The organism is Curtobacterium sp. MCSS17_011, assembly GCF_003224275.1.
Taxonomy (GTDB): domain Bacteria; phylum Actinomycetota; class Actinomycetes; order Actinomycetales; family Microbacteriaceae; genus Curtobacterium.
Window position 1 is genome coordinate 164,681 of sequence record NZ_QKLE01000003.1, and the last position, 13,630, is coordinate 178,310.

Consider the following 13,630-nt stretch of genomic DNA (forward strand, 5'->3'; position numbering starts at 1 on the left):
TCCATGACCGTTCCGAACATCACCCTGAACGACGGCAAGACCATCCCGCAGCTCGGCTTCGGTGTCTTCCAGATCGACCCCTCCAAGACGAAGGCCGCCACGCTGGCCGCGCTCGAGGTCGGCTACCGCCACATCGACACCGCCGAGATGTACGGCAACGAGAAGGAGGTCGGCGAGGCCATCGCTTCGTCCGGCATCCCGCGCGAGGAGATCTTCGTCACCTCGAAGCTCAACAACGGCTTCCACGACCCGGAGGCCGCGCTGGAGAACGGCAAGAAGTCGGCCGACCTGCTCGGCGGCTACACCGACCTGTTCCTCATCCACTGGCCGCTGCCCACCGTCTCGGACTTCGTCCCGACGTGGAAGGCGCTCGAGGAGCTGTACCACGGCGGCACCGCCCGCTCGATCGGTGTCTCGAACTTCCAGGCGCACCACCTGCACCGCCTGCGCGCCGAGACCGACGTCCCGCCCTCGGTCAACCAGATCGAGGTGCACCCGTACCTCGTGCAGGACGACCTCCGTGCCGTGAACCGCGAGCTCGGCATCGCGACCGAGGCATGGTCCCCGATCGCGCAGGGCCTCGTCCTCGACGACGAGACCATCACCCGCGTCGCATCGTCCGTCGGCAAGTCCCCGGCGCAGGTCGTCCTCCGTTGGCACATCCAGCGTGGCGACATCGTGTTCCCGAAGTCGGTCACCCGCGCCCGCGTCGAGGAGAACTTCGCGATCTTCGACTTCGAGCTCTCGGACGAGGACATGACGGACATCACCGCCCTCGACAAGGGCCACCGCACGGGTCCGGACCCCGACACGTTCGACTACGTGCCGGCCTGATCGATCCCGCCCTCCGACAGGAGCCGTCCGCACCGCGGGCGGCTCCTGTCGCGTCGTGCCTGTCGCATCGGTGCCGGATACGCTGCACGACGAGGGGGGTGGCAATGTCCACGGAGACCGACGGGGCGCAGCAGTTCGACGACGCCTACCGGACGGTCCTCGGCGCCGCCCGGGACAGCTCGATCGAGCGGGACGTCGACCACGACGAGCTCGTGCTCTCCGGGCGGTTCGGTCTCGACCCGGTGATCCTGCACGCGGTGCTCGAGCGCCTGACCGACATCGGGCTCGTGACGTTCGTCACCGACGGCACCGTCCGCTTCGGCACGTTGTCGGTGCCGGCGTGGAACGACAACGGCCACCTGCTCGTCGGTTTGATGGAGGGCGTACTGCGCTCCGCGCAGACGGCATCGGCATCGGCATCGGCATCCTCGGACATTGCCGAGCACGACGTCGTGTTCGATGCGCTCCGCCGCGCGGCCACGCTGCGCACCCCCGACCTCGACCCCGCGTTCTGGGCGTCGCTGCGGTTCTGGATCGACCGTTCACCCAACGCCGCACTCGCTCGGCTGGGACGCGGCGCCCTCGAACGGGTCCGCTTCGGCACCAGTCCCTCCGTCCCGTTCCGGAACACCGACGTCGACGACTGGGCCGCGGCGTCAGAGCAGGCACTGCGGTACCCGTCGCCCCGGACAGCGGAACGCGCCGCGCACGTGCTCGCCCGTGTGTGGGACAACCAGCTCGCTGCCGTCGCGCCGAGCCTCGGGTACATCCCGGCCGGCCTGCTCACCGTGACGTCGGCAGCGGCGGACGTCCCGACCTGGGCCGCCTGGGCGCCGGACGATCTGTGGTGGGACCTGCTCGCCATGGTCCGCGACGGCACACTGGAGCGCGGGCGGACCTACCCGCCGCAGGATGTCGCCGCACGCCTCCGACGTTCGGCACGCATCCTCACGCCGTTGTTCCGTCGACTCGAGCTCATGGGCCTGGTCGAGCGGCCACCGGACGCCCCCGACTCCGTCCGGATCGCGGACCCCGGCGTGCAGCACTGGGTCGACTCCCTGCAACTCGCCACGACGCTCACCGAGATGTGCGCTCGGTCAGCCGTTCCGGTGCTCTCCGCCGACGGCCGAGCCGAACTCCACCGGGTGATCGCCACCGTGCGGCAGTACGCGCGCACTCGCGACTACGCCTTCGCCGTCGGCATGGTCGAGCTGTCCCGCACCCTGAGCCGGCACACTCCGAACCCCTGGGTCGCCGGCAACATGCGTCTGGCCATCAGTCGGCTCGCGTTCGTGTTCGACGAGGCCCCACCGCTCCGGCAGTGGGCCGTGGACGACGTGCTCTCCCTGCTCGACGAGGCGATCGACACCGGCGACCCCGACCTCGCCAGCGCGGCAGTTCACGCGCTCGCCGTGCACTACGACGCGCACGTGCTCGAGGTCACCGCCCGGTGGCCACCGACGCCGTCACGGTGAACTTGTCCGTCCGCACCACCTGCCGCGTCGGCCCGACGAGACGCTCGAGCACAGGTCGGTAGCGCAGGTGCGAGTTCCAGACGCACCACAGTTCACCGCCGGCCTGGAGGATCGTCGCCGCGTTCCGGAACATTGCCTCGGCCGCGTCCGTGGTCACCGTGGTGTCCGCGTGGAACGGCGGGTTGCAGAGCACCAGCTGCGCTGATCCGGACGCCAGTTCGTCGCCGGCGTCGGCCCGCACAACTGTCACCCGGTCGCCCACGCCGTTCGCATCGGCGGTGGCACGGGTCGACTCGACCGCGATCCGCGACACGTCCGTCGCGATCACCTGCACGCCCGGACGCCGGAGCGCCACAGCGGCGGCGACGACGCCGTTGCCCGACCCGAGGTCCACGATCGTCCGCGCCGTCGGGACCGCGTCGTCGATCGCGCCGAGCAGCACCCGGGTACCCTGGTCGAGCGACGTCCCAGCGAACACGCCGCCGTGCGCGACGATCGTCATGCCGATCTCGTCGACGTGCACCGAACGTGGCCACGGGGCTGTCGTAGCGGCACGGTTCGCCTGCGCACGCAGCGGGTCCTGCGCGATGAGCAGGCGTGACTTGCCACGCCCCCGGGACGGGGTGACCTCGCCGAACGATCGCCGGAGTACGTCGTTCTGCGACAGGTGCATGTACTTCACGTTGCCCCCGCACAGCAGCACGACGTCGGGTGCCGCGAAGCGTGCGACGGCACGGGCGACCTCGTCCAGACGATCGTGCGACTTCGACAGCCGGAGCACCACGAGTCGGACGTCCTGGAAGGCGTCCTCGAGCGATGCCGGGTGCCGGAACCCGCGGATGCCGAAGGTGCCGGCGTTCGCCTCGAGGGCACGCTGCCCGACCAGGGAGTCCTGCACCACCCGGACGTCCTTCGCGCCGTGCTGCGTGATGAGCCCGAGCGTCAGGACGCCGTGGCGGTCGTCGACCACGGCGACCTCACCGGGCTGCCGGAGCGCGTCGCCGTGCACGTGCGGTGCTTCGTCGATCAGGAAGCGGTCCGTGCCGTCGATCGCGATGAGGTCGGGCGCGGAGTCGTCCCGGCGGCGGAAGAGGTCGGCGAAGTCTGGCACCGCGTCAGCGTACCCACCATCGATGGGTCGGGCCGTAGCCATTGCCCCCGGCAGGTGTTCACCCGGTGAATATGACATGTGAAACACTTGCCCTCCTCGCTAAGGAGTCCACACGGCACCCTCCCCCTTCCACCCTGCAGCCGTCGTCTGCACGATCCTCACCGCGTCGATCGGCCTCGGCGCGATCTCTCCCACGGTCGCCGTCGCAGCGACGCCGACCCCCTCGACGGCTTCGGCCGCGCAGTCGTCGCCGACCGACGGCATCACCGTCGACCCCGCGCTCGCCGCTGGGCAGGTCCTGAGCATCGCCGACAACCTGTCCGGCGCCCGCGTCCTCATGGGGACCGCCGGCTCGGACGACGTGTGGCTCCTCGACGGCGACACGGTCATGGACCGCTCCGTCGGCAACGGCGGCCTGTTCCAGATCTTCGTGCAGGACAAGCACAAGGACAGCAGCCTCGACCTGGTCCGTGTGCACACCGCCGCCGACGGCACCCAGACCCGGACCGAGCGCCTGCCCCTCCCGCGCACCCTCCAGGTGACCGGCCTGCAGGAAAAGAACACCTTCACGCCGGGCACCCAGCACTTCGCGGGCACGGCAACGGCTGGTGCGACGATCACCGCGACCGACCGCTCCGGCGCCGAGCTCTTCTCGACGAAGGCCTCCGACGCACGCACCGCCGGAGGCACCTGGTCGGCAGATGCCGACCTGACCGCCGGTTCGGACCACGTCGTGACGTTCACGCAGACCACCACGACGGGCGCGTCGAGCGTCATCAGCAACGTCACGTTCACCCCGGCCGACCAACAGGCTCCGGCGGCACCGGTCCTGGAGACGCCGGACCGCCTGCTGAACGGCGACTTCTCGGTGCGCGGCGCGGTATCCGATGACACGACGTCGGTCGAGGTCCGCGACGCATCCTCCACCGTGATCGCCGAGGCGGACGTCCGCGACGGTCACTTCGCGGCGACGGTTCCGCAGGACCACCTCGGTTCCACGGTCTCCGTCGTGTCGATCGCGGCCGACGGCTCGGCCTCGGCCCCCGCGCGGGCCACCCTGGCCCCGCTGCCCGTCGACGCCTCGGTCACGTCCCCCGCGGTGCGGCAGGTCAACATGCTCCCGAGCGGCGCGATCCAGATCATCGGTGAGCGTCAGGACACCCTCGGCGTCCAGGTGCTCGACGGCGACCGCGTCGTCGGCGACTTCGACGGCGGTTCGAACGGGTGGAGCTTCCGGATCGGACACGAGTTCACCGGCAAGCAGCTCGACCTCGTCGCCCTGGGCTTCGACGGACAGCGGCACCATGCAACGTCCGAACGCGTCGCACTCCCGCGCCCGCTGCAGGTCGACGGCATCGCGGAGTCGAACACCTACCAGCCAGGCGAGCGCACCTTCTCCGGATCGGCCGAGGCCGGCGCGACCATCTCCGCCACGGACCAGGACGGCCGCGAGCTCTTCCGCACCGAGGCGCGCGGCGCCAGGTCCGGCGTCGGGACCTGGAGCGCTTCTGCCGACCTCTCGAGCCGCTCCGGGTACACGGTGACCTTCACGCAGACCACCACCGACGGCCGCACCTCCGTGATGGAGGACATCGCCTTCGACGCCGAGCCGCAGCAGACCGTGCCCGTGAGCGTCACGACGAAGTCCGTCACGGCCGGTGTCTCGAACCACGTCGAGGGCACCGCCACCCCGGGCGCGACCTTCCGCGTCCTCAACCCCAGCGGCACCCAGATCGTCCCCGGTACGCACGACGTCGCCGCCGACGGCACCTGGTCCTTCGACCGCGTCATCTCCCGAGGCGCCACCAAGCTCGACTTCGTCGTCGAGCAGACCGTCGACGGCACCCCGACGAAGAGCGGTGTCTTCAGCATCGCGGCGACCAGCATCGCTCCGGTCATGGTCACGACGACGAGCGTGACGGCAGGCGTCTCGAACCACTTCGAGGGCACCGCCACCCCGGGCGCGACCTACCGGGTCCTCAACCCCAGCGGCACCCAGATCGTCCCCGGTACGCACGACGTCGCCGCCGACGGCACCTGGTCCTTCGACCGCGTCGTCTCCCGAGGCGCCACCAAACTCGACTTCGTCATCGAGCAGACCGTCAACGGCGCCACGATCAAGTCCGGCACGTTCTCACTCACCGCCCGCTGACCCGTCGTCCGGAGCGACACGGCACCCCCGCGGCCCGGGTGGTCGCGGGGGTGCCGTGCGTCGTGCTTCTCGGCACGGGCGAGGCGACGGATCACCGGCGGATCGATGCCCCGTGCGCAAACTCCCGTGTCACGGCCGCGGAGAAGTCGTTCCCCCGCACGAGGAACCGATTGTCGCGCGTTCCGAACCGGAGCCCGACACGAACCGATCTCGCCGGTGCGTCGATCCGGTTGCGGACGACCGTGCCGTCGTTCCCACCGCTGCGGACGTCGATCGCGACGGAGTCGCCCGTCACCTTCGTGATGCGGTTGTCGCGCACGGTCACGGCACTGTTCGAGTGCTCCACCCGGATCGCGTCGTCCACGCTCGACGCCACCGTGTTGTCAGCGACGACGAAGCCGCGAGTGAGCTTGACGAGGACACCGGCCGAGCCGGTGCCCCCTGCTCCCGTCACGGTGTTCCCGGACACCGAGCCGGTCGCCCGCGGAAGACTCGACCCGACCGTCATGCCGGATCCACTCACCAGGATCCCGGAGCCGGCGGCGAGCGAAGCACTCCGCGTGATCCGGTTCCCGGTGATGGACAGCTTCGTCGGTGCGACGTCGGTGGCGGACCGGTCGCCGACGGCCTTGCTCGGCACCGCTGCGATCCCGACGCGGCACCCGGTGACGGTGTTGTCCCGGATCTCGATGGCGTCACCGGCGTGGGTGTCGATGCCCTCCCAGAGCGGGACACCGCTGACGCGGTTGCGGAGGATCCGGACACGGGACGAGCGTCGGGCGACGGCGACCGTCGCGCTGGCGTCGCGCGTCACCGTGATGCCGTAGGAGTTCATCAGCCCGGCCGGCTGCCGCACGTCCGAGACGACGGTGTCCTGCACGACGCTGTCGACCACCCCAAGGAGCAGCACTCCCGCGTAGCCGACGCTCGAGACGACGGTCCGCTCGAGGACGAACCGGTCGCAGTACTCGACGTGGACGCCATCGCTCGGGAGCCGCTTGAGCGTGCCACCGCTGATGCAGACGTCGTCCAGCGGCGCATCCCGTGTGCCGCGGACCACGATCCCGTGGCCGGAACCACGCTTCGACGCACCGATTCCCTCGATGACCGGAGCGACGACACGGACACCGGAGGCGGTGATGACGATCCCGTGGTCATCGGCCGTCATGCGGAGCGCGCCGCCCGAGGCGAACCGCAGGGTCAGCCGTCGGTGGACCAGCAGCGGACGTGACCGGTTCCACACCCTGTCGATCACCAACGTGCGGCCGTCTCCGGTCGCGTCGAGCGCGTCCTGCAGCGGATCGGTGCGGGGTTCCTCGCCTTCAGCTGCCCCCGGTCGGAGCGCGACACCGAGTGCTGCTGCTCCCAACGCCGCCGTCATCAGACCTGCGACCAGTGCGGACCGGCGGTCCAGTCGTGCTCGTTCCAACGGAATGCCCTCGTTCTCGATCGGCCGGCACGTGGTACCGGCATGTCACACAGTGTATGTAACGTTTCCGCTCGAGCATCGAGAAGGGAACCCCCGTGTACCTCAGAACTGCGCTCATTGCGCTCATCACCTTCGTCGCGTTCGTGCTGAGCACGATCGCCACGGCATCGCCGACGGCTGCGACGACGCTGACCGCGTCGTCCAGTGCGGTCGCCGACGGACCGTCTCCCCACAGGGTCGAGCCGCGCGTCCTCTCGCTCCGCGCCCCGACCAACGTCCGGACAACGGTCGACCAGGACGGTTTCACCGTCTTCGCGACCCCGGACTGCTCCGGAACCAAGACGTGCCGATCCTGGTTCGTGGTGCCCGGCACCGGTGTCGACGTGAAGGACGTCACGACCACCGGCGGGTACTTCGTCCCGTGGCCGTCGGGCTGGCAGGAGGGCCAGACCGTCTCCGCGGGGTACGTCCACTCCTACGGACGGGACATCTTCGGCTTCACGTGGGCCAGCAGGGAGCACACCCTGCTCGGACCGATCACCAGGCCCCGTGCGGTCCGCCCCATCACCGCCCGGCTGGTGGGGCAGGACGACGAACCGCGCACGGCGCACATCGCAGGGACCGCCACCCCGGGCGCCTCCGTACGACGGGACGACCGGCAGGTCGCCGTCGCCGACGGCTCGGGCAACTGGAACGCGTCGGCCGCCGACCTGCCGATCGGCACCAGCCGGTTGGTCTTCGAGCAGTGGATCGGAGACGCCTTCGAGGACGACGTCCCGGTGGACGTGACGTTCCTGGCGCGAGACCTCCTCGTCGGCGTGACCGGCGAGACGGTCACCCTCCCCGGAGCATCGGAGACGACCGTGCGCGCCCACCTGCGAGCGAACTCGGACGTCAGCGCACCGCTGTCGGACGGCCGCGTCCGGTTCGAGGCACCGACGGGGACCACCTTCCCGGCCGGCCTCAGCACCGTCCGCGGTCAGTACCGGAGCGCAACCGGTGGCGACTGGCGCGACTTCGGTTCCGACGCGCTCGTCGACGGTTCCGTGTCGACCGACCGACGCACGGTCGCGTTCACCTGGACGTCCACCGGCTCGCGCTGGTCGCTCCCACGTGGTACCGAGGTCCGCTTCGGCGTACCCGTCGTCAATGCGGGCTCCAGCCCAGGTTCCGGCGAACTGCGGATGACCGCGGTCGGCACCGCGCCACAGGGATCGTTCGACACGGTGGCGCGGACGCCCGTCGTGGTCGAGCGCGGCGCTCTGGACCCGGTCACCCTCAGCGGCCCGCGAGCCGTCTCCCCGGGCGCGGTCAACGAGTTCACCGACACGGCGGCACCCGGCGCGTCGTTCGAGGTCGTCGATCCGTCGGGGGCCGTCATCGTTCCCGGCGGCCCCTTCACCGTGGCCGACGACGGCACCTGGAGCTTCAGAGCGCACGTGCCCCTCGGCACGCTCGAGTACGGCTTCGCGATCCGGCAGTCGGCCTTCGGCCGGACCGAGACCTCCGATCGCTTCATCGTGCCGGCGGACACCTTCCACGACGTCACCGTCGACCCGACCACGGTCAGCGCAGGCGCCGTGAACACCTTCAGTGGGACCGCGACACCCGGTGCCGAGTACCGGGTGGTGAACGCATCCGGCACCGAGATCGTCACCGGTGGACCGTTCTCGATCGACGAGCGCGGCCGCTGGACCTTCCAGCGGGTGGTGTCGAACGGGGCGACCGAGTTCCGGTTCGCGCTCCAGCAGTCCCGGAACGGTTCGGTCTCGACGTCACCGCTGTTCACCTTCCACCCGCAGGAGATCGCCCCGGTGTCGGTCACCACCACGTCGGTGGATCCGGGCGTCCTGAACCACTTCTCGGGCCGTGGGCACCCGGGTGCCACGTTCCGTGTCCTCAACATCTCGGGCACCGACATCGTCCCCGGACACCACGTCGTGGGCGACGACGGCTCGTGGGCCTTCGACCGGGTGGTGTCGAAGGGGGCGACCGAGTTCCGCTTCGTGATCCAGCAGACGACGAGTGGGGTCGTGACGTCGAGCGGGTTGTTCACCATCCGGGCGCGACCGTGATGGACACGACCACGCCTGATCGGCGATATGTCGCGAATATCGCCCGACGAATGTGACATCTGACGTGTCACCATCAATATGCTGGCGCAGTCGATCCACCGGGATCGACCCACGTGAGAAACGAGAGAGACACAAGCATGACGAGACATCCACGACGGACGACCACCCTCGGTGCCGCTGGCCTCACGATGTTGACCATCGCCGCGAGCGTCGGCGTCACCGCTGCGAACGCCACCTCGCCGATGGACACCGAACGGACACAGGTCGGCCCCCTCATCACGGAGACGTCCGCGTTCGCGGGCGACCCCTCGACGCCGACCTTCAGCGCTCCGGGCGTTGCCGGAGCGGGCTCGGAGATCCCCGCGAACCGCCAGTCGACGATGGCAGCGGCGAGGGCGGCCGCGGTCCGGTGGTCCATCCCCGTCGCCGGTGAGACGACGACGGTGCGGCCGATGTCCGCTCCCGCGCTCTGCGTCACCGCCGGTTCCGCGTCGATCAACAGCTACTCGCCGGTGACCCTGGAGTCCTGTGTCGACGGTGACCCGAAGCAGCAGTTCCGACTGGCTGCCAACACGGGATCGAACAACCCCATCGGCACCGGGCTGCAGTCGACGTACAACCGCGGATTCCTCGGCCTGTTCAACACCGACTCGGTGATGCGGCTGCAAGGCCAGAACGTCGCGGACCGGTTGCCGAACACCGGCGACTTCGTCCCGTCGTTCAGCGCCCGAGTCGACGCCGTGGACGCGCCCACCAGGAGCGCCGACCTGTCCGGTACCGGAGCCCCGGGCGCGACCGTCCTGATCGACGGTCGCCGACCGCAGATCGTCGACCAGCAGGGTCGGTGGACCGCGCACGTGACCGAGCTACCCTTCGGCACGAGCACGCTGCAGCTCGAGCAGTACGAGGGGAACGACCGCACCGGTCGGCTGGAACTCGAGGTCGACCTGCGGGTCGCTGCACTCACGTTCGAAGCCCGGTTCCCGACCGACCGGACCGCCGAGGTGACGGCCTCCGGCACAGCGCAGGCCGGCTCCGAGGTGAAGCTCTTCGGCGACGACGGCCTCCAGCTGGGCGAGACCGCGCAGACCGCGGCCGACGGTTCCTGGTCGACCACGATCCCGGCGCCGAACGCCGGCGGTGCGCTGATGGTGACCGCGTCACAGTTCATCGACAACGTCCGCGACACCGCACACGACGTCACGCGCAGCGTCGACTACGGCGCGGCCGTTGCGATCTCCACCCCGCAGGACGGCGCCGCACACCGCAGCGGTCCCGTCGCGATGGCGGGCACCGGCGAGCCTGGTTCCGCGGTCGAGATCGTGGAGGTCACCGCCGACGGCGAGCGCGTCGTCGGCCGCAGCCCGAACGGTGTCCTGCCGAACGGACGCTGGGACGTCGAGACAGAGGATCTCGACCGCGCGGAGCACGTGCTCCGCGCCGTGCAGAAGTCGAAGGGCGCGAACACCACCGTCGCCGAGGTCACGATCAACCCCGGCGAGAGCGGCCGGCTCACCCCCGTCACGGTGACGGGCCCGTCGACGGTCACGCCGGGCGTCGTCAACACCATCACCGGCACAGGCGAGCCCGGGGCGACCTTCCGCGTGCTCAACGCTTCGGGATCGCAACTCGTCCCGGGAACCGGCGAGGTCGACGCGGACGGGCGTTGGTCCTTCCAACGCGCAGTGTCCCGCGGCGCGACGAAGTTCGAGTTCGTCATCGAGCAGACGAAGGGCGACCAGGGTCCTGAGCCGTCCCAGCTGTTCAGCATCGCGGCGAACCAGGGCTTCGCCCCGGTCGTCGTGAGCACACGATCGGTCGACCCGGGAGTCACGAACACCATCACCGGGACCGGCCCTGCCGGCGCGACGATGCAGGTCCTGAACGCCTCGGGCAACCAGATCGTGCCCGCGGACGTGACGGTCGACCAGAACGGCAACTGGAGCTTCGACCGCGCGCTCTCGCGCGGGGTGACGAAGTTCGACTTCAAGTTCTCCGTGTCCGTCTCCGGATCGGAGTACACCACGTCGCTCTACACGATCTACGCGAACACGCGTTGATCGCTTGACCGACGGGAACACCCCCGGGACCAGACGGTTCCGGGGGTGTTCCTTGTTCCTCCACCGATCGCTCAGCGCGCACTGCCCTCGACGACGATGCGGAGCGATGACGCCCCCGCGGGCGCGTCCGACGCCACCCCGACCACCGGCTGCCAGCGCAGCATCGACCCAGGCGGCATCGAGAACCCTCCACCGGTCTGCAGGGTGAACCGGAGAGTACGACCGTCGTCGCTCACCGTTCCTGCACGGAGGAGCAGGTTCGCACTCTCACGCCACCCCTCTCCCGGCTTCTGGTACATCCCGGGGATCGTCGTCTGGCCCGGCACGAACGTCGTCCCGTCGGGGCTCTGTACGGTGACCGTCGCGGTGATCGCCGAGATCTGCGCGTGGACCGAGACCTGCGCCTCGATCGGAGCATCCGTCCCACGCTCCAGCGCCACGGGCGTGCCCGCCGCTCCACGGATCACCTGCCACCCCGGGACGTCATCGCGATCGGCCGACACCAGGTGGTGCCCCTCGATCCGGTACGCCCGAGGTGCGCCGTTCCCGGTGATCGGAGCGCCGTTGCCGTAGACCCGGAGCAGGTCCGGCTGGGCGTGCGTCACCAGCAGGAACTGTCCGTCGCGGTACGGTGTGCCCCCGAACACCCGGTCGAGCACCGTGCCGGTCTCGTCGCCGTGGACCGAGCCCGCCGTGATGAGGGTGCCGTCCGGGTCGTACTGCTCGATGTGCAGGTAGGCGTGACCCGACCACGATGTGTGCGCGTTCCAGGACGTCGCCGCTCGCCAACCCAGGGTGCCGCGGCCGTCCAGCCACAGCACACCGATCGGACGGTTCGCCTGCCCTCGCGCCACGACGGCGTCACCACCGACGGCAGCGGTCGTGACGATGATGGAGTCCTCGGTGCCGTCGCTGCTCCGGAGTCGGACGGCAAGCCGGCCGGTGTCGGATCCGACGACGTCAGCCGCCGCGGTGGCATCGACCACCGCAGCCGAACCACGACCGCTCGCGGTGCCGAGCGCCGTGACGGCCGGAGCGTCGACCAGGCGACGCCCGACCGGCACCGTCGGGAGCGGACCGTCGATGACACCGACGGGCGGGTCGTAGCCGGGCACGACGTACTCGATGACACGGTGGCGCGAGTCGACGTTGTCCCAGATCCGCTGGTCGAGCGGCGGCAGTTCGCCGATGGCCGACCGCGTCGCGTCGGACATCGGGAACCCGAGGGCGTCGTAGAACGGTGCGAGGTTCCGATCGGCGACCCGAGACGCCGTCGTCACGAAGAGCGCGTGGCGGTCATCGGTGGTGAGCACGTGCGGGTTCACGACCGCAGACTCAGCGCGGAGAGCCGCGAAGAACCGGGGCAGGAAGGCATCACCGAACGCACGGCGCAGCTGCTCCCACGCGAGCAGCCGGACGCGGTCGCTCGCCTCGAGCCAGTTCCGGTCCTCCGAGGCGAAGTACCGCTCGAACGACGCGGTCGTCTCGTCCCACCGGCTCCCGAAACCAAGCCCGACCTGCACCGCGAGCGACGAGATGTTCGTGATGGTCTCGGCCGTCCCCGGGAAGGAGTTGATCGTCGACTCGTAGGTGTGCCCGATCTCGTGCCAGAGCGCCCACTGGTCGTGCAGCGGGTCGCGGAACAGGTCCCCGGCCGCACCGGAACTGACGTGGAACAGGATCCGGCCGTTGCTGGCGTTCGCGTACCCACCCCCGGTGTCCGGGGCAACGATGTGTATGCGGTGCGGATGCTTGTGCGACGTACCGACCGCGTCGTCGTCCAGTCCGTAGGTCGAGTCCGTGAGCTCGACGACCCGGTCCCAGTTCGCAGTCCGCGCAGCGAGGTCGTCCGCCGGGATCAGGGTGCCCGTCTTCGGCTTCTGGAAGTCGCCGAACATGCGGTCCGAGACGACCTCGACGAACGGGGCGTCCGCCCACCGCTCGAGGTCCGCGGCGAAGGACTCAGCGGTGCTCTGCCCACGGACCCAGGTCGGTACGGGTTCGCCCCCGGAGACCGTCGCCCTCGCCGAGCCGCCGTCCGCCGTGCTGACGAGCGACACCATGCCGTCGTGCACCGCGGTGACCTCGTTGACGCCGGGGACGAGCGCGGTCCGCCGGTATCCGACGTCGCGGCCGTCGTTGTGGGCCGCGTACGTGCCGATCAACCCGATCGCGATCTCCATGGTGGGCGCACCCTGCGGGATCGAGACCGTCACGACCTCGCCCGCCTCGACGAAGCGCCCGGCGGGCTGCAGGTCGCTGTGCGCGAACCGACGGCGCTCAGCAGAGGCAGCGGCGGACGCACTGCCGATCCCGTGCACGAGCACCGCGGTCTCCGACCCGTCGGCCGAGTGCTCGATCGCCGTACGACGGTCCTCCTGCCGGACGTCTGCCGCGGCGGGTACAGCACCCGTTCCGCTGGCCACAGCGACGACGATCAGTGATGAACAGAGTGCAGCCCATTTTCGCATGTTGAAATACTACATGCAATACA

At 70.0% G+C, this 13,630-nt stretch carries 10 protein-coding genes; 5 read left to right on the top strand and 5 right to left on the bottom strand.

The annotated features are described in order from the left end of the window. The first annotated feature begins 3 nt into the window (after window positions 1-3). Together DEJ17_RS03415 and DEJ17_RS03420 are read left to right on the top strand one after the other, a co-directional pair. The gene (locus DEJ17_RS03415) at window positions 4-834 is read left to right on the top strand and encodes an aldo/keto reductase (protein ID WP_110892074.1); all 831 of its coding nucleotides are present in this window, start codon (window positions 4-6) and stop codon (window positions 832-834) included. A gap of 104 nt (window positions 835-938) precedes the next feature. Beyond that, a complete protein-coding gene (locus DEJ17_RS03420; RefSeq protein ID WP_110892075.1) occupies window positions 939-2,309 on the top strand; it encodes an FCD domain-containing protein in 1,371 nt (456 codons plus the stop codon). Here DEJ17_RS03420 and DEJ17_RS03425 read toward each other — a convergent pair. Continuing rightward, window positions 2,275-3,420 (bottom strand): class I SAM-dependent methyltransferase, encoded by a 1,146-nt coding sequence (locus DEJ17_RS03425; RefSeq protein ID WP_258366637.1) that lies wholly within the window; start codon window positions 3,418-3,420, stop codon window positions 2,275-2,277. The genes DEJ17_RS03420 and DEJ17_RS03425 overlap by 35 nt on opposite strands. Window positions 3,421-3,519: 99 nt before the next feature. Further along, a complete protein-coding gene (locus DEJ17_RS03430; protein ID WP_146239599.1) occupies window positions 3,520-3,810 on the bottom strand; it encodes a hypothetical protein in 291 nt (96 codons plus the stop codon). Here DEJ17_RS03430 and DEJ17_RS03435 point away from each other — a divergent pair. Continuing rightward, window positions 3,809-5,572 carry a hypothetical protein gene (locus tag DEJ17_RS03435; RefSeq protein WP_146239600.1) on the top strand — a complete coding sequence of 588 codons (1,764 nt, stop codon included), beginning with the start codon at window positions 3,809-3,811 and terminating at the stop codon, window positions 5,570-5,572. The two genes, DEJ17_RS03430 and DEJ17_RS03435, sit on opposite strands and share 2 nt — an antisense overlap. Before the next feature lie 91 nt (window positions 5,573-5,663). Here the strand turns inward: DEJ17_RS03435 and DEJ17_RS03440 are convergent, their stop codons facing one another. Next, the gene (locus DEJ17_RS03440) at window positions 5,664-7,001 is read right to left on the bottom strand and encodes a right-handed parallel beta-helix repeat-containing protein (protein ID WP_146239601.1); all 1,338 of its coding nucleotides are present in this window, start codon (window positions 6,999-7,001) and stop codon (window positions 5,664-5,666) included. A 95-nt stretch (window positions 7,002-7,096) separates the two neighbouring features. Here DEJ17_RS03440 and DEJ17_RS03445 point away from each other — a divergent pair, with 95 nt between their 5' ends. Further along, window positions 7,097-9,076 carry a hypothetical protein gene (locus tag DEJ17_RS03445; RefSeq protein WP_110892080.1) on the top strand — a complete coding sequence of 660 codons (1,980 nt, stop codon included), beginning with the start codon at window positions 7,097-7,099 and terminating at the stop codon, window positions 9,074-9,076. Window positions 9,077-9,149: 73 nt separating this feature from the next. On the opposite strand, the gene DEJ17_RS17485 is transcribed toward DEJ17_RS03445, so the two are convergent. After that, a complete protein-coding gene (locus DEJ17_RS17485) occupies window positions 9,150-9,554 on the bottom strand; it encodes a hypothetical protein (RefSeq protein WP_146239602.1) in 405 nt (134 codons plus the stop codon). Between DEJ17_RS17485 and DEJ17_RS03450 the strand changes: the two genes are divergently transcribed. Continuing rightward, window positions 9,529-11,136, top strand: coding sequence for a hypothetical protein (locus tag DEJ17_RS03450; RefSeq protein ID WP_146239603.1), 1,608 nt, complete (start codon window positions 9,529-9,531; stop codon window positions 11,134-11,136). The genes DEJ17_RS17485 and DEJ17_RS03450 overlap by 26 nt on opposite strands. Window positions 11,137-11,207: 71 nt before the next feature. Here the strand turns inward: DEJ17_RS03450 and DEJ17_RS03455 are convergent, their stop codons facing one another. Beyond that, a complete protein-coding gene (locus DEJ17_RS03455) occupies window positions 11,208-13,562 on the bottom strand; it encodes a M60 family metallopeptidase (RefSeq protein WP_181421017.1) in 2,355 nt (784 codons plus the stop codon). Window positions 13,563-13,630: the final 68 nt, after the last annotated feature.

Bases quoted from the DNA above. Each gene is read 5' to 3' on its own strand.
- DEJ17_RS03420 (WP_110892075.1), top strand. From the start codon at position 939: ATGTCCACGGAGACCGACGGGGCGCAGCAGTTCGACGACGCCTACCGG.
- DEJ17_RS03415 (WP_110892074.1), top strand. From the start codon at position 4: ATGACCGTTCCGAACATCACCCTGAACGACGGCAAGACCATCCCGCAG.
- DEJ17_RS03430 (WP_146239599.1), bottom strand. From the start codon at position 3,810: ATGACCGTGTCGCCGTCGAGGAGCCACACGTCGTCCGAGCCGGCGGTC.
- DEJ17_RS03435 (WP_146239600.1), top strand. From the start codon at position 3,809: ATGGACCGCTCCGTCGGCAACGGCGGCCTGTTCCAGATCTTCGTGCAG.
- DEJ17_RS03450 (WP_146239603.1), top strand. From the start codon at position 9,529: ATGTCCGCTCCCGCGCTCTGCGTCACCGCCGGTTCCGCGTCGATCAAC.